Consider the following 17,351-nt stretch of genomic DNA (forward strand, 5'->3'; position numbering starts at 1 on the left):
CGTGAAAGGTTCGCAGCATGAGCACGCGTCTTGCCAAACAGGGCCGGTTGATCGACCGCTCCAAACCCATCGAGTTCACCTTTAACGGCACGCGGATGACAGGCTATGCCGGGGATACGCTGGCCTCGGCGCTGCTGGCCAATGATCAGCTGCTGGTGGGCCGGTCCTTCAAATACCACCGCCCACGCGGGCTGGTTGCCTCGGGCGCGGAAGAGCCCAACGCGCTGGTTGGCCTCGGCTCCGGTGCGCGGTTCGAACCGAACCAGCGCGCCACGACGACCGAGCTGTTCTCGGGCCTCAGCGCCCAGTCGCAGAACCACTGGCCCAGCCTTGAGTTCGACGTGGGCGTGGTGAACAACAAGCTGGCGCGGTTCCTGCCTGCTGGTTTCTACTACAAGACGTTCATCCACCCCAAACCCTTCTGGAAACACGTCTATGAGCCGATCATCCGCAAATCCGCAGGTCTGGGCCAGGCGCCGGACCGCGAACTGAAGGATGCGGACACCTACGAACACTTCTATTTCTTTGCCGATGTTCTGGTGGTTGGCGGCGGTGTTGCCGGCCTTCAGGCGGCGCTGACGGCGGCTCGTTCGGGCGCCAAGGTGCTGGTGATGGAACAAAACGCCCATTGGGGCGGCCGTGCGCCGGTCGATGGCGGGACCATCGATGGCGACGATCCCGAAGCCTGGGTGGAACAGGCGCTGGCGGAACTCACCGCGATGGAGAACGTCACCCTGCGCAACCGTTGCATGGGTTCGGGCGTCTATGATCACGGCTATGCTCTGGGATACGAGCGGCTGACCGATCACACACCGGGGCAGGGTGGTCCGCGCCACCGCCTGTGGCGGATCCGTGCAAAACAGATCGTCACCGCAACTGGTGCCATTGAACGGCCGCTGTCCTTTGCTGGCAACGATGTGCCCGGCGTGATGCTGGCCGCAGCGATGCGCGATTACGTGGTGAACTGGGGCGCGACCCCGGGGCAGCGCGTGGTGGTAGCGACCAACAACGACGATGCCTATCGTACCGCGCTGGCGCTCCATGGTGCAGGCGTCGAGGTGGTACGCGTGCTCGACACCCGCGAAGCCGGTGGCGGCGCCCTGATGGATGAGGTCCGTGCGCTTGGTATCCGTGTCGAATGCGGCCGCGGCATCGCCAAGGTCAAGGACGGCAAACATGTGACCAAGGTCGCGATCTGCGCCCAGAACGGTCAGGGCGGCGCCCAGGAAGAGGTCGAAGCTGATGCGGTCGCCATGTCCGGCGGCTGGTCTCCGGTGGTGCACCTGTGGTCCCATTGCGGCGGCAAGCTTACTTGGGATGATGCGCAGGCGCATTTCCGCCCCGATCCCAACCGCCCGCCGCTCGGCGCAGATGGCGAAGGTTTCGTGGTGACCGCTGGCGCTGCCAGCGGCCCGCTGACACTGGATGCGGTGCTGGCCGATGGTGCCGAGGCCGGGGCCAAGGCCGCCGCTGCGGCCGGGTTCAAAGCCGATGCCACTGCCGCCAAGGGCGAAGCGCAGGACGAAGCGCCGATGCAGCCGGTCTGGCTGATGCCCGCCCGTGCGGAAATCAACCTGCGCATGAAGGCCTGGCTCGACTTCCAGAACGACGTCAAGGTTTCTGACGTGCAGCTGGCGGCCCGCGAAGGCTATGAAAGCGTTGAGCATACCAAGCGTTACACCACGCTTGGCATGGCGACGGATCAGGGGAAACTCAGCAACATCAACGGTCTGGCGGTCCTTGCTGACAGCCTCGGTTCGGAAATCCCGCAGGTGGGCACCACCACCTTCCGCCCGCCCTATCACCCCATTTCCATGGGCGCGATCGGCGGCGAGGCGCGCGGCGAGATCTTCCAACCCCTGCGCAAGACGCCGATGTACGACTGGCACGATGGCAATGGCGCCGACTGGGAACCGGTGGGCCATTGGCGCCGTCCCTACGCCTATGTGCGCAGCGGCGAAAGCGTGAAGGAGGCGGTCAACCGCGAGATCACCAACACCCGCCAGAACGTCGGGATGCTGGATGCCTCGACCCTGGGCAAGCTGATCGTCAAAGGCCCCGACGCCGGGCGGTTCCTCGACATGATGTACACCAACATGATGTCGACCCTGAAAGTCGGCAAATGTCGCTATGGTCTGATGTGCTCCGAGAACGGCTTCCTGTCGGATGACGGCGTGGTTGCCCGCATCGACGAGGACACTTGGCTGTGCCACACCACCACCGGCGGCGCCGACCGCATCCATGCCCATATGGAAGAATGGCTGCAGACCGAATGGTGGGACTGGAAAGTCTATGTTGCCAATGTGACCGAGCAATACGCTCAGATCGCGGTGGTCGGTCCAAAGGCGCGCAAGGTGCTGGAAAAGCTGAACGCCGCGGCCGGTGGCGGACTGGATGTCTCCAAGGAGGCGCTACCCTTCATGGAATGGAAGGACGGAGAGATCTGCGGCTTCAAATGCCGGGTTTACCGGATCTCCTTCTCGGGTGAATTGTCCTACGAGATCGCAGTCGCCGCCTCTGAGGGTCAGGCCTTCTGGGATGCGCTAATGGCGGCGGGGCAGGAGTTTGGCGTGATGCCCTATGGCACCGAATGCCTGCACGTGCTGCGCGCGGAGAAGGGCTTTATCATGATCGGGGATGAAACCGACGGCACGGTCATTCCGCAGGATCTGGGCCTCAACTGGGCGATTTCCAAGAAGAAGGAAGACTTCATCGGCAAGCGCGCGCAGCTGCGCAGCCATATGGCGGATCCGGAACGCTGGAAACTGGTGGGGCTTGAGACGACCGACGGGTCGGTGCTGCCGGACGGCGCCTATGCGGTCGGCAATGGCGTGAATGCCAATGGCCAGAAAAACACCATCGGCCGGGTCACCTCGACCTATTATTCCCCGACCTTGGGCAAGGGGATCGCGATGGGACTGGTGAAACACGGCCCCGACCGCATGGGAGAGGTTCTCGACTTCCCCGGCACCGATGGCACCATCTACAAGGCACGGATCGTCGATCCGGTCTTCTACGACAAGGAAGGGGAAAAGCAGAATGTCTAATCCTGTGAGCGCCCTGGGCGGCGCCAGCTACGCCGGAATGGCCACGCTGGAAGAGGCCGGTCTGCAGGGGATGATCACCCTGCGCGGCGATCTGTCCTCCAAGACCCTGCAACAGGCGGTGAAGGTGGCCACCGGCGCAGATGTGCCGGAACCCCGCCGGATCACCACCGCCGAGAGCGGCGCCGTGGCCTGGATGTCCCCGGATGAGCTGCTGCTTCTGGTGCCTTATGCCGACGCCGAAGCCAAGACCGTGGCGCTGGCCGAGGCGCTTGCGGGCGAGCACGCTCTGGCGGTGAATGTCTCTGACGCGCGGGCGTTTTTCCACCTTTCGGGCGCAGGTGCGCGCGAGGCTCTGGGCAAGGTCTGCCCGGTGGATTTTGATGCGGCAGCCTTCACCCCCGGCGATTTCCGCCGTACCCGCATGGCGCAGGTGGCTGCGGCCTTCTGGCTGGACGAAGAGGAGACCTTCCACATCGTCTGTTTCCGCTCGGTCGCGGGATATGTCTTCAACCTGCTGAAGGCGGCAGCGCATCCGCAATCGAAGGTTGGCGTCCACTGAACCCGGCCCTTCTGGGTTGTGCTAAATTGATCCATCCCATAACGTGTCCCGGGCTCTCGGGGCACGTTTTTTGTTTTTAATCAGGTGTTTGTTTTGCTGTTTTGACGCTGAATTTTGAAGCAAGGATTGGACATGTTTAAAGTGACTATAGCAGCGGCTCTGTCGCTTTGCGCGCTGCCCTTGGCCGCCGCAGGCGCGCCCATTGTCTATGAATGCGATTATACCGCGCATTCCAGTTATGGCTGGATCCCGTATAAGGCCGCCTATGTGGTGGATGACGCCGCCGGAACCGCGATGGCCTATGATGCTTATATTCACCACGTCAATAAGGCCCCGTTGCCTGTGACATTCAGCGTGGTGAAGGAGCGGAAATACCTCATGAAATGGACCCTGACGGGCTTGCCTGTTCGGGGGAACAGAACGGCCACTGCGACCTACACTGTGCGGCTTGATGCAGCGCGGTCCAAGGCGACGATCAGCGCGCGCGTGCATGGCGGAGACGGAAACAACCGCGGCACCGGCACCTGCCAACGGGTCAAATAGTCGGCACGCTTGGCGGGCGCATCACTTGAACAGAAACGTCGGGAACTGCGTCAGGGCGCGGGGGCTGGTGAGAGCCTCAAACCCGGCATGTGCCCCATTGTCGGGGTGGCATTCGCCGTAAAAGGACAGAAGATCGGCCAGCTCTGCCATCCGCGCCTTGCGGGTCTCTTCAGGCAGGAAAGGCGCGTGGGTGGAAAGGTAGAGGGCCGGGCGCTGCTCTTTCAGCCAGGGGATCATCTGGGGCAGAACGTCGAATTCGGCGCCTTCAATATCGAGCTTGACCAGCGACACGCGCGACAGATCCGCCTTTGCTGCGAAATCCTGCCAGCCGATCGTCATCACGTCGGATCCGTGATCGCCATCGTTCAGAAGGCTGCTCATGCTGTCTCCGGCCTCACCGCCAAAAGATGCCATACGGGCAAGACCAAAACCGCTGCTGATGGCGACTGAGAAGGCCGAGACATTGTCGACGCGGTTCAGTTCCAGGTTCCAGGCCAGATGGCGGAAGGCAACGGGGTCAGGTTCAAAACACATCACGCGCCGCGCCTTGTGCGCGCCGTATAGGGCGGTGGGGCCGATCCAGGCGCCGATGTCGAGATAGTCGTGATCCTTGTCAAGATGGGCATCCAGCACCTGAAAGGTCTCCGGCTCCCACTTGCCTGCCGCAGCCTTGCGCCAGAACTTGGAATGGTAGGGATCCAGCCGGAAGGGAACGCCGTTCAGCCGACCCGCATAATAGCCCTGCATGCGATAAATGGCTTTGCGGGCGCGGATCCAGGCCTCGGCGATCATGGCGGTCTCTCCCATTTGCGCACATAGACGTCGCAGTCAGATGGCGCGGATTTCTTGTCTAGGCCCTTGACCTGCCGAATGCTGCGCCGCATGTATCTGCATAGGAACGCAACAAAATTGACAGGGGTCCGATATGGCTTTTGAACTTCCCGATCTTCCTTATGCACATGATGCGCTGGCTTCCAAGGGCATGTCCGCCGAAACCCTGGAATACCACCACGATCTGCACCACAAGGCCTATGTCGACAACGGCAACAAGCTGATCGCCGGTACTGAATGGGACGGCAAGACGCTGGAAGAGATCATTGTCGGCACCTACGACAAATCCGCCGTCGCCCAGAACGGCATCTTCAACAACATCTCCCAGCTGTGGAACCACAACCAGTTCTGGGAAATGATGGGTCCGGGCGCCTCCGCGATGCCGGGTGAGCTGGAAAAGGCACTGGTCGAAAGCTTCGGCTCCGTCGACAAGTTCAAGGAAGAATTCTCCGCCGCAGGCGCGGGTCAGTTCGGCTCCGGCTGGGCTTGGCTGGTGAAAGACACCGATGGCGCCCTGAAGGTCACCAAGACCGAGAACGGCGTGAACCCGCTGTGCTTTGGCCAGACCGCGCTTCTGGGTTGCGATGTGTGGGAACACTCCTATTACATCGATTTCCGCAACAAGCGTCCGGCCTACCTGACCAACTTCCTGGACAACCTGGTCAACTGGGAAAACGTCGCTTCGCGCATGTAATCCGCGACAGGATACGAGACAGGAAGCCCGCGCCGGACCGGCGCGGGTTTTTTCGTGGCAGTTTGATACGCGTCAAGGTTCCCTGTCATGTTTTCCGGTTGGCTGGCGGCACAGAGGAAGCGGAACGGAGGAAAGGGAACACGCATGATTAAATTGCCCAAAGGACTATGGATCATCGTTGCAGACGGCCAGAAGGCGCTGTTTCTGGAGAACGTCAGCGATACGGTGGATGCGGATCTGCGCGTGATGCGCGCCGACGAGATCGCCAACCCGCCGAACGGAGCGCAAGGGTCAGAGGCGCCCGGTCGGCTCAGCGGGGCAGCAGGAGCTGCGCTTGGCGCGGTTGAACCTGCGGACTGGCATCAGATGGCCGAAGATGACTTCGCTGCCGGGGTAGCATCGCTGGTCAACAAATGGGTGGCTGCCGGGGCCTGCTCCGGGCTGGTTTTGATTGCACCGCCGCGCAGCCTTGGCGCGCTGCGTCCCGAGTTGAGCGGGGATGCCGCCAAACTGCTGATTGCGGAGCTGCCGAAAGATCTAACCAAACACCCGGTGCCAGAAATTGCCGAGGCCGTGAAAACTGCGCTGGCACCTGTTTGAGTGATCTCGGTCCCCGTTTTGCCGGGGCCAGGGGGCTGGGTTTGGTGCTGAACCGGAGTGCCTTCCGGTTCAGGAGTTCAGCTTGGCTAGCGCTTCTTCGGCGCTGTCGACCCAGGTCAGGTAATCCTGCATCTCGGCGCCTGCGAATTCCTGTGCCACCACATGCTCCAGGAGGTCGCGCAGCTTGTCCCAGTAGCCATCGGTGTTGACCACGATGATCGGTTTGTCGTGCAGGCCCAGCTGGCGCCAGGTCAGCACCTCGAACAGCTCATCCAGCGATCCGGGGCCGCCGGGCAGCACCACCACCGCGTCGGCGTTATAGAGCATGACCTTTTTACGCTCGTGCATCGTTTCGGTCACCACATAGGTTGTGAGATCCGATTTGCCGACCTCGCGCCGTTCCAGATGCACCGGGATCACGCCAAAGGTTTCACCACCTGCAGCCTGCGCCGCCCGAGCAACGGTGCCCATAAGGCCGACGTCTCCGGCTCCGTACACGAGCCGCTGACCTTGTGCGGCGAGCCCTTTTCCAAGGGTCTCGGCGGCTGCGGCATAGCTGGCCATTGCTCCAAAACGTGATCCGCAATACACACAGACGGATTTTATGCTCATGAGATAGCCTTTCGACAGGGTTTGGCAGCGAAACAGGTATGCTGTTTTGACCCCAGATACCCCCATTGGTAGGCTGGCTCAACCAAGCGAGGGAAAACATCTCGCACAAGGAAGGAACAAGATGGCGCAAACATCTGGAAGTGGGGGGCTCAGCCCCCTGGCGATGGGAGGTATTGCTTCTGTCGTCGTGATCGTGGGCGGCGTCGTGCTGATGCAGCTGGGGGTGTTTGACCGGGGCGAGGGGCCTGAAGAGGCCGCATCGCGCACGGTGGTGCAGCCCGAGGTGACGGTGTCCCCGGCGGCCAAAGAGCCGGTTGGCGTGACCACCACGGTTGAGACCGCCAACTCCGCGGCTGAACCTGAAACTGCGACCGCTTCGGAAAGCGCGCCTGAACCTGCGACCGATGTGCCGCAGCAGACAGCCGCAGAGGATGCGGCCCCTGCGGCAGTTGAGGAGACGGCAGAAGCCGAAGCCGAGACCATCGCGCCGACAGAAGCGCCTGAGACACCGGCAGAGACCAGCGCCGTCGTCGAAACCGCCGAGCCAACAGAGACAGGTAAGAGCGAAACGGCGGTAGCCCAGGCACCTGAGGCAGAGGTTCCCGCGGCGGATGACAGCGACACCGTTGCAGATACGCAAAAGGCGGATGTTGCTGCTGATACCGCGACCGAAGAGGCAGCCGTTTCTGAAGACCCTGCGACCACCGCAGAGGCGCCCGTGGAAGAGGCGGCGCCGCTGTTGGAAGCGCCAATGCTGGATCTGGTGCGGGTCGACCCCGACGGTGCCCTTGTGATTGCAGGTCGTGCACAGGCCGGAGCCGCGGTCGAGGTGCTGCTGGATGGTACGGTTCTGGAACAGACCGAGGTTCAGGGCAGCGGCGATTTCGTGATTTTCTCCAGCATCCTGCCCAGCGACCAGCCGCGGGTGATTTCGCTTCTGGCGCGGTTCGAGGATCAGAAACAACCCTCTGAGGATCAGTTCATTTTGGCACCGATCTCCGCGGCGCCAGAGCCGCAGGTGGCGGATGCCGAGGATGCCGTGAAGCCCGAGGCCGAGCCTGCGGCTGTATCCAAGGACACCGCAGCCCCGCAGAGCGAAGAGGCAGTGGAGGTCGCGCAGGCTGAAACATCTGAGGCCACTTCACAGGAACAACCAACTGAGCAGGGCGGAGCGCCCGCCCCGGTCGCAGCCGAGGGAGAAGTACAGCCCGTCGTAGCCGAAACCACCACGCCGCAGGTCGAGGCGGAAACGGCGGCACCGGAGCAACCGGTGGAGGCTGAGGGCGCACAGGTCGAAGTGGCAACCGCAGAGGGCGAGACCGGCACTGCTGGCCCCGACGATACCACACCGCCCCAAAGCGAGCCGGTGGCCGAGGAAACACTCGCCAGCGCGGAAACCGTTCCTGCGCCGAAGCCGGAGCCAACGGCGGTTGCCGTGCTAAGGGCCGGTGCAGACGGTGTAGAGCTGGTGCAGCCCGCCACGCCGGTTCTGAATGGCAAGGTCGCGCTTGATACCATCAGCTATTCCGACAGCGGCGAGGTGCTGCTGGCTGGGCGTGGCCGCGCGGATGCCTTGGTGCGGGTCTACGTGGAGAATACGCTCAAGACCGAATTCCTCGTGGCCGAGAATGGCCGCTGGGGCGGCGCGCTGGCTGCCGTGGAACCGGGCATCTACACTCTGCGTCTGGATGAAATTTCCGCCAGCGGCGAAGAAGTCCTGAGCCGTCTTGAAACCCCCTTCAAACGCGAGGCGCCCGAGGTGCTGCAACCGCAGCAGCCTGGACAGGCGCCGGATCAGCCGGTTCCGCTGGTGCGGGCCATCACGGTGCAAAAGGGCGATACCCTTTGGGCGATCTCGCAGGAACGCTATGGCAGCGGGTTCCTTTATGTCCGGGTGTTCCAGGCCAACCAGGATGCGATCCGCGATCCCGACCTGATCTATCCCGGGCAGGTATTCAACCTGCCGGACTGATCTGTTCGGTGTAACAGCAAACGCGCCGTGTCCCCAGCCACAGGGGGCGCGGCGTATCCTTTCCCAGCTTCGTGTTTGGGGTATGTAGTAGGCGATACGCATCAGACATCGCCAACCCGCCGGAAGGCCCAGCCGCAGGAACGCCATGAGACGATCCCCCACCACCATCGATTCCATCTCGGCCGAGGAACGCCGCTCAAGCCTGCGCACCCTGCGCAAGGTGGTTCCTTACCTCTGGCCCGCAGACCAGAAGAGCGTGAAATACCGGGTCGTGCTGGCCATGGTGGTGTTGATCCTGGCCAAGCTAATCGCCGTTTATACGCCGGTTCTGTACAAGGGCGCAGTGGATGCGTTGGCGGGTGAAGGCGTGCCGCCGCTGGCGCTCGGCGCGGTGGGGCTGACCGTCGCCTATGGTGTGGCGCGGGTGCTGACGAACGGATTCCAACAACTGCGGGATGCGGTGTTTGCGCCTGTCACCCAGCGGGCGCTACGCGGTCTGGCGCTGGAGACATTTCAGCACATTCACCGACTGTCGATGCGCTATCATATCACGCGCAAGACCGGCGGATTGTCCCGGATCATCGAACGCGGGGTCAAGGGCGTCGAATTCCTGCTGCGGTTCCTTTTGTTCTCCATAGGTCCGCTGGTGCTGGAACTGGTGCTGGTGGCCATCATTCTGACGGTGCTGTTCGACGCGCGCTATCTGCTGGCGGTCGGTGTCACCATTGTGCTTTATGTCTGGTTCACGCTGGCGATCACCGAATGGCGGGTGAAACTGCGCCGCGAGATGAACAAGCAGGACACTGACGCCAACCAAAAGGCGATCGACAGCCTGCTGAATTTCGAAACGGTCAAATATTTTGGCGCTGAAGAGCGCGAGGCGGCCCGCTATGACGGGGCCATGCGTGCCTACGCGCAGGCAGCGCTGAAGACCGCCTATTCGCTGGCCTTCCTGAACTTTGGTCAGAGCGTGATCATCACCGGTGGTTTGATTACGGTAATGGTGATGGCGGCCATCGGCGTGCAGGACGGCAGCCTCAGCGTTGGTGATTTCGTGATGGTAAACGCCTATATGGTCCAGATCACCGTGCCCCTGAACTTCCTCGGCTCGGTCTATCGGGAAATCCGCCAGAGCCTCGTCGATATGGGCGAAATGTTCGACCTGCTGGAACAGTCGCCAGATGTGAAGGACCGTCCGAATGCGGCTGAGCTGAAGGTTAGCAAGGGGCATATCCGGTTGGAGGACCTGCATTTCGGTTATGACCCGGAGCGCGAGATCCTGAAGGGCATCACCATGGAGGCCAAACCAGGTGAGACGGTGGCCATCGTCGGCTCCACCGGGTCCGGTAAATCCACCATCGGGCGGCTGTTGTTCCGGTTTTACGATGTCACCGGCGGCGCCCTGACCATCGACGGGCAGGATGTGCGCAGCGTCAGCCAGAAAAGCCTGCATGCCGCCATTGGCGTGGTGCCGCAGGACACGGTGCTGTTCAACGATACCATCCGCTACAACATCGCCTATGGCCGCGATGGCGCCACCCAGCAAGAGATCGAAGACGCCGCTCGGGCGGCGCAGATCCATGATTTCATCGCCGGTCTTCCGCAGGGCTATGACACTCAGGTGGGCGAACGCGGGCTCAAGTTGTCGGGCGGTGAAAAACAGCGCGTCGGCATTGCCCGTACCCTACTGAAGGACCCGCCGATCCTGCTGCTGGACGAGGCCACATCGGCGCTGGATACCGATACCGAGCGCGAGATCAAGGAAGCGCTGGCGCGGGCCGGGCAGGGGCGCACGGTGATCACTATCGCGCACCGCCTCTCCACCGTCGCCGAGGCGGACCAGATCGTGGTGCTGGAGCAGGGGGAGATCGCGGAAGCAGGCTCTCACGAGGATCTTCTTGCGCGCGGTGGCCGTTATGCCCATCTGTGGCAGCGCCAGCAGGCGGATCAGGACGTCGCCTGATCCTGTCGGCAGGTGTGACCTGCACAGGTCGCGCGGCTGGGTGAGTGGGATAGTGAGTGTAAGATGAACGTGTTACTGGACTGGGCTCTTTTTCTGTTCATCTGCGCAGTGCCGCTTTTGACCCTGCTGCCGCTGCTGCGGCACGAAGGCTGGTGGGTGCGGGGCTTTGAATTCCCGGCCTTGCAGATCACTACGGTCACCGTTGCTGCCTTGCTGGCCTATGTCTGGGTCTACGGCTGGCAGGGGCAGGGCGATAAAGCGCTGATCGTTCTGTTGTTGCTTTGCTCGGCGCTGCAGTGCGTGCGAATCATCCGCTATACGCGGCTTTTTCCCTATCAGATCCAGTCGGCGCGGCAGATGCGCCCTGACGATCAGTTGAACCTTCTGGTGGCCAACGTCCTGATGACCAACCGCAACGCTCAGCCGCTGCTGGATCTGATCCGCGAGACCAAGCCGGATCTGGTCCTGACAGTGGAGACGGACGCGTGGTGGGAAGAACGACTGGAGCAGATCGAGGCGGGGTATCCTTACCGGGTCAAGCAGCCGCTCGATAACCTTTACGGGATGCATCTTTATTCCCGGCTCGAGTTGATCGACCCGCAGGTCCACTTTTTGGTGGAGGAGGGCGTGCCCTCGATGCATGGCTCCGTCGTACTGGCCTCAGGACAGCGGGTTGCCTTGCATTGCCTGCACCCGGCGCCACCCAGCCCGACGGAGAACCCGACCTCTGCCGAGCGGGATGGAGAGCTGTTGCTGGTGGCCAAGACCATTGACGCCAGCGCGGGACCGGTGGTGGTCATGGGGGATCTCAACGATGTGGCCTGGTCGGCATCGACCCGGCTGTTCCAAAAGTTGAGCGGTCTTTTGGATCCGCGCATTGGGCGGGGGATCTTCAGCACTTTTCACGCAGGCTACCCGCTGCTGCGCTGGCCGCTGGATCACGTCTTCTGCTCGGGTGATTTCACGCTGGTTTCGATGAAACGGCACCGCAATATCGGGTCTGATCACTTTCCCATTCAGGTGGTTCTGCAGCACACGCCGCGGGCGCGTCAGCTGCACCCGGAACCTTCGCCCGGTCCAGGCGATGAAGAGCTGGCGCAGAAGAAGATTGAAAATGTATCCGCGGATGAAACCGCCTTGCTGTAAGCCGTGCGGGCGCCAGAGGCGCAATGCTGCGCAGCAAAAAGTAAGGCCCCGCATCTGCGGAGCCTCTTTTCATCTGGTTGTCTGCGCAGACACGGCGTTTACTCCGCTGCGCGCAGGGCGGGGCATGTGCCCGGTCCTGTGTCGGGCTCGCTGTCGTCTGCCGGGCTCCTGTCGATCTCTTCCCACAGCAGCTCGGTCGTGGGCAGTTTGCGCGCTTTCTTGGCCAGACGCATATCCTGCGCGATCCGGCTGGACCGGCCACCGGTGATGCGCGCCATCAGGCGCCCCATCCACGACAGATAGGTCGACAGCCACACCCGGATCGACAGCAGCGATGGCGTCACCACCAGCGTCAGCACGGTTGCGATGCCAAGGCCAAAGACCACGGCGGTCGCCAGCTGTTTCCACCACAGCGCGGTGGGGCTGTTGATGGAGTAGCCACCGTCGATGAAGTCGAGGCTGATGCCGAACATCATCGGAGCCAGACCGGCCATGGTAGTGACGGTGGTCAGCAGCACAGGACGGATGCGTGCCTCGGCGGTGCGGATGATCGCCTCGATCCGCGGCATGTGCTGGCTGAACTCCTGATAGGTGTCGATCAGAACAATGTTGTTGTTCACCACGATCCCCGCCAGCGCCACGATACCCGTGCCCGTCATGATGATCGAGAACGGCTGCTGCATCACCATCATGCCGATCAGCACCCCGGTGGTGGAGAGCACCACAGCCAGCAGAACCAGCGCCGAATTGTAGAAGCTGTTGAACTGCGCCAGAAGGATCACGAACATCAACCCCAGCGCCCCGGCAAAGGCCTTGGACAGGAAGGCGCCGCTTTCCTCTTGCTCCTCCTGATCGCCGGTCCATTCCCATGTGATGGATTTGGGGAAGGGATCGGTGTCCAGCCATGTGGTGATGGCGGCCAGCCGTTCATTCGCGTTGACCGGCAGGATTCGGGCGTCGTCGGCGACGGCGGCGCTGAGTTCCTCAGCCGTTTCTGCACCATCCAGAGCGAAGATCGTATAGCGGTTGCCATTGGCAGCGGTGATTTGCGCCTCGGCCACCGTCACTGTGTCGGGGACCGCTTTTAGCAGGCCCAGGACCCTGTCCTCGCCAGTCTCGGGATCGGCTGTGACGACTTTGCTGAGACCCGGCTCCACATCCGCCTTCACATCATAATACCGCTGCTGCTGCACGCGGCTGATCTGCGCCAGTTTCGGAACCGGCTGGCGGGTGATGAAGTTGCTGAGCGGAACCAGGCCATCGGTGGTGCGGACCTTGAGGTTGTCCAGCGTCGACAGCACACGATCTTCATCGGGCAGGCGCACGCGGATCTCGATTTCCTCATCCGAGCTGTCCACCCGCATGGTGTCGAGCAGGATACCACGCGTCACCAGCTGCACCATGGCGCCCACGGTGGCCACATCGGCGCCATAGCGGCCCGCCTTTTCCACATCCACGTCGATCTGCCAGTCGATACCGGGCAGGGGCAGGGTGTCCTCAACCAGCGTCAGCCCCGGCATTTCGTCGAAATAGGCGCGCGCGGTTTCGGTGGCGGATGTCAGGTCCTCCCAGCCGTCGCCCTTGATCCGCAGATGGATGGGTTTGCCCGACCCGGGGCCTTGCTCCAGCGCCTTTAATTCGGCCACAAAGCCCGGCAGTTTTTCCAGCTCGGCGTTCAGTTCGTCGATTACCGTATGGCCGTCATAGGCCGAAGCAGTCACCTCGCGGGTCAGCAGACCAAAGAACCAGGTTTCCGTCTGCGTCGGGCGATCTTCCCAGGGGATGATTTCGAACTGGACCTGACCAACGGTATCCTGCGGCGATTGCCCGCCGCCGGGGCCACCGGTATCAAGACCACCTTCACCTGCAAAGGAGAAGACGTTGATCACCGCCGGATGCGCTTTGATCACCTCTTCGGCCTGACGCACCATCTCGTCCTTTTCATGCAGCGAGATATTGCCACGTGCCCGCACAAATGCCGTGGCTTGCTCCGGTTCGGATTCCACGAAGAACTCGACGCCATAGTTGTTCTCGCTGAACATCTGGAACACCGTCATGATGCTGAAGGCAACCGCTGCAATCGTGACCAGAGGCATGATTGGATTGCCCGCGATGAACTTGATGAAATAGCCAAACGGCGTATGGCGGTAGCCTGCAGAGACCACCTTTGGTTTGCGCTCGATCCGGGCTGCACCCAGCGCGGTGGAGGCAGCAAAGGCCGACAGCACAAAGACCAGTGCGCCAAAGAGCGGCGGGATCGCACCGGGCATGGCGGCAGCAGCGGCGTCGGGCAGCAGGTAGCCCGGGTTCAGCATCTGCATCAGACCGGCGAACATGCCCCAGATCGGCGGCGGCACCAGCAGCGCCCGTGCCCACCATGGCAGCACAGCGCGCAGGCCTTGCGAGGTGCCTTCGAACACCCGGCTAATACGACCGGAGACGCCGCCCATGACCGGCAGGTAGACCAGCGCCACCACCAGCGATGCGGAGAGCACGAAGATCAGCGTCACCGGCAGCATGCCCATGAACTCACCCGGCACACCGGGCCAGAACAGCATTGGCAAGAAGGCGCAAAGCGTCGTCGCGGTCGAGGAGACAACCGGCCAGAACATGCGCTGCGCAGCCTCCACATAGGCGTGCATCGGGCCGGTGCCTTCGCTGATGCGTTTGTCGGCGTATTCCACCACCACGATGGCGCCATCGACCAGCATGCCCACGGCAAGGATCAGACCAAACATCACGATGTTGGAGACAGAGATCCCCATCAGCGCCAGCAGGGCAAAGCACAGAAGGAAAGAAGTCGGAATGGCAAAGCCCACCAGCAGCGCCGCTCGGCTACCCAGCGAGGACAGAACCACGATCATCACCAGCGCAATCGCGGTCAGGACCGAGCCTTCCAGCTGGCTGACCATGGAGCCGACCACGCGGCTCTGATCGTTGGAGGTACCAAGAGAGATCGCCGCGCGCAGTTCTGCGGGCCACTTCTGCTCGGACTTGGCGATGGTTTCTTTCACCAGATCCACTGTGTCGATCAGGTTGAACCCTTTGCGTTTGACCACCTGCAGGGCAACGGTGTCTTCACCATCAAACCGTGCGGTGCCTTCGCGATCTTCGAAGGTATAGTTGATCTGCGCCAGTTCCCCCAGCTTGACCACCCGGTCGCCGTTGGTCTTGATCGGTAGGGCGTAGATGTCGCGCACATCGTCAAAGGACGACGGGATCTTGATCGAGAAGGTGCCTTGCGCGGTTTCAACTTCACCCGCCGCGATCAACTGGTTGTTGTTTTGCACCACGTTGATCAGTTCAAGCGCGGTCACGTTGTAGGATTCCAGCCGCAGCGGGTCGATCACCACCTCGACCATCTCATCGCGGTTGCCCGCGATGGGGGCCTCCAGCACCGCATCCAGCGATTCCAGATCGTCCTGCAGATCCTTGGCGATGCGCGCCATGGTCCGTTCCGGCACATCGCCGGTCAGGTTGACGATGACGATGGGGAATTCGGAAAAGTTGATTTCCTTGATGACGTATTGCTCAGCCGCCGACGGGAAATCCGCCTGCGCCGTGTTCATCGCATCGCGCACATCGGCGATTGTGGCGCTCTTGTCCCAGCCAAAGTCGAACTCCAGCAGGACACCGGCGTAATTCTCTGCCGCGGTGGAGGTCATTTCCTTCAGCCCGTCCAGATCGACAAGCTCCGATTCCATCGGTTTGACCAGCAGGCTTTCGCTGTCTTCGGCGGAAATGCCGGGAAACTGCACCGAGACGTGCAGCATCGGAATGTCGATGTCCGGCTCGCCTTCTTTTGGAAGGCTGACATAGGCAAACCCGCCCACCAGGAGCGAGATCACGATGAAGGCCAGAACCATACGGGCCCGGTCTGCGGCCCAGGAGACTATGCCGGTCATTGCATCGCCTCCTGATAGGTGGGCGCAACGGGCACCCCTTCGGTGACGAAGTCCTGACCGACGACGATCACGTCAGCCTTTTCCGGCAGGCCGCTGACCCAGACGCCCTCGGCCGTGTCGCGCAGAAGGGATACCAGAACGAAACCGGCAGTTTGATCCTCGCGCACGATCCGCACGCCGAGCCGCCCATCGTTGTTGAGGGTCAGCGCCGATTGCGGCAGCAGATGCGCCTTGGTGCCCTCTGCGGAGATCACGATATCGGCGGTCTGCCCGTCGCGGATCTTCAGGTCGGGATTGTCGACGGTGATTTCGACCTCAAAGGTGCGTGTAGTCGGATCAGCCGAGCGGCTGACGAATGTGACCTCGCCCTGAACCCGCGCGCCATTGGCCAGTTCGGCCCCGGCCAGCGCGCCAAGATGCACCCGGTTGACTTCGGTTTCCGGCACAAAGCCCACCACCTTGATGGTGTCCAGCTGGATGACGGTCGCACAAAGGCTGCCCGGCTGCATCAGGCTGCCGATTTCTGCGGTGTCGCTTTCCAGGAGGCCATCAAAAGGCGCGGTAATACGCAACCGGTCGATTTCCTTGCTGGTGGAGGCGACCAGCGCCAGCGCGGATTCGATGCCCGCACGCGAGGTTTCCAGACCACCCTGCGCCGCAGCGATCCCGGCAACGGCCGTGCGTTCGGCCGCCCGCGCCGCCGCCAGCCGTGTTTCCGAGGCATAGCCTTCCTGCGACAGTTTTTCCGCAGCCGTCAGGTTTATGGTCGCTTCTTTCAGGCGGGCGTTGGCTTCTTCCAGCTTGGCTTCGGCTTCGGGGGTACGGGCGCGCGCTTCGAGCAGGCGGGCCTGCGCCTCCTGATGCGCTGCCAGCCGGGTGCCGGGATCGAGCTCGCACAACAGATCGCCTGCCTTGACCTGCGTGCCTTTGCGCAGCGGCTCCGACAGCACGGTTGAGGTTGTTTCGGCCCGCACCTCGACCTGCCGTGCAGCCTGTGTCTGGCCGCGCAGGATCACGGCGCTGTCCAGCGGACGCGCCTCACTGCGTTTGACCACCACGCCGACACGTTTTTCGGCAGCGGGTGCGGCTTCAGCCTCTTCGGCAGGGGTGCCGGTGTCGGTCTGCGCGGCTTCGGCTGCCGCCTCGCCACGGGCAAAGGCAAAGAGATCCTCTCTCTGCAGGACCAGGAAATACAGTCCGGCGGAGACGGCAATGGCTGTCACAAGGGGTATCAAACGCATTTCGGGCCTTTCTCAAATAACACTGAGCAAGCCACAGCCATTGGCTGGGCTTTCCAAGAGGGTTCCGCCAGACACCCGGGAAAAGTCATAATAAGCATGTAGGCATTGTCCATACTAGGGTCTGTGGACATTCAGGATTCCCAAGCTGGCTGAAATCTGATTCAAGCTTCCAAAATGGAGGTTTGAATGAACGAAGAGCGGTTTGTGTTGACAGATGAGGTCTGGGTCCGCCTTGCGC

12 protein-coding genes are annotated in these 17,351 nt (G+C 62.1%); 8 read left to right on the top strand and 4 right to left on the bottom strand.

The genetic code is table 11. The annotated features are described in order from the left end of the window. Positions 1-17 precede the first annotated feature (17 nt). From AAFO90_RS05820 to AAFO90_RS05830, 3 genes are all read left to right on the top strand, one after another. Entirely contained in the window at positions 18-3,047 is a 3,030-nt protein-coding gene (locus AAFO90_RS05820) for a sarcosine oxidase subunit alpha family protein (RefSeq protein ID WP_347508821.1), read from the top strand. After that, entirely contained in the window at positions 3,040-3,606 is a 567-nt protein-coding gene (locus AAFO90_RS05825; RefSeq protein ID WP_347508822.1) for a sarcosine oxidase subunit gamma family protein, read from the top strand. The genes AAFO90_RS05820 and AAFO90_RS05825 overlap by 8 nt, the downstream gene beginning before the upstream one ends. Positions 3,607-3,738: 132 nt before the next feature. Further along, positions 3,739-4,149 carry a hypothetical protein gene (locus AAFO90_RS05830; RefSeq protein ID WP_274829107.1) on the top strand — a complete coding sequence of 137 codons (411 nt, stop codon included), beginning with the start codon at positions 3,739-3,741 and terminating at the stop codon, positions 4,147-4,149. A gap of 21 nt (positions 4,150-4,170) precedes the next feature. Here the strand turns inward: AAFO90_RS05830 and AAFO90_RS05835 are convergent, their stop codons facing one another. Further along, complete coding sequence (locus tag AAFO90_RS05835) at positions 4,171-4,956, bottom strand: FkbM family methyltransferase (RefSeq protein ID WP_347508823.1); 786 nt, start codon at positions 4,954-4,956, stop codon at positions 4,171-4,173. Between the two features lie 118 nt (positions 4,957-5,074). On the opposite strand from AAFO90_RS05835, the gene AAFO90_RS05840 reads away from it, so the two are divergent. Both AAFO90_RS05840 and AAFO90_RS05845 read left to right on the top strand, forming a co-directional pair. Further along, the gene (locus AAFO90_RS05840; RefSeq protein ID WP_065270482.1) at positions 5,075-5,674 is read left to right on the top strand and encodes a superoxide dismutase; all 600 of its coding nucleotides are present in this window, start codon (positions 5,075-5,077) and stop codon (positions 5,672-5,674) included. A gap of 144 nt (positions 5,675-5,818) precedes the next feature. After that, positions 5,819-6,274, top strand: coding sequence for a host attachment family protein (locus AAFO90_RS05845; protein ID WP_274829110.1), 456 nt, complete (start codon positions 5,819-5,821; stop codon positions 6,272-6,274). 69 nt (positions 6,275-6,343) lie between these two features. Here AAFO90_RS05845 and AAFO90_RS05850 read toward each other — a convergent pair whose 3' ends face one another. Then, positions 6,344-6,886: a TIGR00730 family Rossman fold protein gene (locus AAFO90_RS05850; protein WP_065273483.1), complete on the bottom strand. Its 543-nt coding sequence runs from the start codon at positions 6,884-6,886 to the stop codon at positions 6,344-6,346. Between the two features lie 121 nt (positions 6,887-7,007). Between AAFO90_RS05850 and AAFO90_RS05855 the strand changes: the two genes are divergently transcribed. From AAFO90_RS05855 to AAFO90_RS05865, 3 genes are all read left to right on the top strand, one after another. Beyond that, a complete protein-coding gene (locus AAFO90_RS05855) occupies positions 7,008-8,858 on the top strand; it encodes a LysM peptidoglycan-binding domain-containing protein (RefSeq protein ID WP_347508824.1) in 1,851 nt (616 codons plus the stop codon). A gap of 145 nt (positions 8,859-9,003) precedes the next feature. Continuing rightward, a complete protein-coding gene (locus AAFO90_RS05860) occupies positions 9,004-10,821 on the top strand; it encodes an ABC transporter ATP-binding protein/permease (RefSeq protein ID WP_347508825.1) in 1,818 nt (605 codons plus the stop codon). A 63-nt stretch (positions 10,822-10,884) separates the two neighbouring features. Further along, positions 10,885-11,967 (top strand): endonuclease/exonuclease/phosphatase family protein, encoded by a 1,083-nt coding sequence (locus tag AAFO90_RS05865; RefSeq protein ID WP_347508826.1) that lies wholly within the window; start codon positions 10,885-10,887, stop codon positions 11,965-11,967. A 98-nt stretch (positions 11,968-12,065) separates the two neighbouring features. Here the strand turns inward: AAFO90_RS05865 and AAFO90_RS05870 are convergent, their stop codons facing one another. Together AAFO90_RS05870 and AAFO90_RS05875 are read right to left on the bottom strand one after the other, a co-directional pair. Next, entirely contained in the window at positions 12,066-15,872 is a 3,807-nt protein-coding gene (locus AAFO90_RS05870; RefSeq protein WP_347508827.1) for an efflux RND transporter permease subunit, read from the bottom strand. Then, on the bottom strand, positions 15,869-17,113 hold the full coding sequence (locus tag AAFO90_RS05875; protein ID WP_347508828.1) for an efflux RND transporter periplasmic adaptor subunit: 1,245 nt from the start codon (positions 17,111-17,113) through the stop codon (positions 15,869-15,871). Before AAFO90_RS05875 ends, AAFO90_RS05870 begins: the two co-directional genes overlap by 4 nt. Positions 17,114-17,351 lie beyond the last annotated feature (238 nt).

Origin of the sequence: Phaeobacter sp. CAU 1743 (genome assembly GCF_039839315.1) — a bacterium.
GTDB lineage: Bacteria > Pseudomonadota > Alphaproteobacteria > Rhodobacterales > Rhodobacteraceae > Phycobacter > Phycobacter gallaeciensis_A.

What these genes read in the sequence shown, in the direction of transcription:
- AAFO90_RS05870 (WP_347508827.1), bottom strand. Translation starts at nt 15,872, where the DNA reads ATGACCGGCATAGTCTCCTGGGCCGCAGACCGGGCCCGTATGGTTCTG.
- AAFO90_RS05860 (WP_347508825.1), top strand. Translation starts at nt 9,004, where the DNA reads ATGAGACGATCCCCCACCACCATCGATTCCATCTCGGCCGAGGAACGC.
- AAFO90_RS05855 (WP_347508824.1), top strand. Translation starts at nt 7,008, where the DNA reads ATGGCGCAAACATCTGGAAGTGGGGGGCTCAGCCCCCTGGCGATGGGA.
- AAFO90_RS05865 (WP_347508826.1), top strand. Translation starts at nt 10,885, where the DNA reads ATGAACGTGTTACTGGACTGGGCTCTTTTTCTGTTCATCTGCGCAGTG.
- AAFO90_RS05835 (WP_347508823.1), bottom strand. Translation starts at nt 4,956, where the DNA reads ATGGGAGAGACCGCCATGATCGCCGAGGCCTGGATCCGCGCCCGCAAA.
- AAFO90_RS05840 (WP_065270482.1), top strand. Translation starts at nt 5,075, where the DNA reads ATGGCTTTTGAACTTCCCGATCTTCCTTATGCACATGATGCGCTGGCT.
- AAFO90_RS05875 (WP_347508828.1), bottom strand. Translation starts at nt 17,113, where the DNA reads ATGCGTTTGATACCCCTTGTGACAGCCATTGCCGTCTCCGCCGGACTG.
- AAFO90_RS05845 (WP_274829110.1), top strand. Translation starts at nt 5,819, where the DNA reads ATGATTAAATTGCCCAAAGGACTATGGATCATCGTTGCAGACGGCCAG.
- AAFO90_RS05830 (WP_274829107.1), top strand. Translation starts at nt 3,739, where the DNA reads ATGTTTAAAGTGACTATAGCAGCGGCTCTGTCGCTTTGCGCGCTGCCC.
- AAFO90_RS05850 (WP_065273483.1), bottom strand. Translation starts at nt 6,886, where the DNA reads ATGAGCATAAAATCCGTCTGTGTGTATTGCGGATCACGTTTTGGAGCA.
- AAFO90_RS05825 (WP_347508822.1), top strand. Translation starts at nt 3,040, where the DNA reads ATGTCTAATCCTGTGAGCGCCCTGGGCGGCGCCAGCTACGCCGGAATG.
- AAFO90_RS05820 (WP_347508821.1), top strand. Translation starts at nt 18, where the DNA reads ATGAGCACGCGTCTTGCCAAACAGGGCCGGTTGATCGACCGCTCCAAA.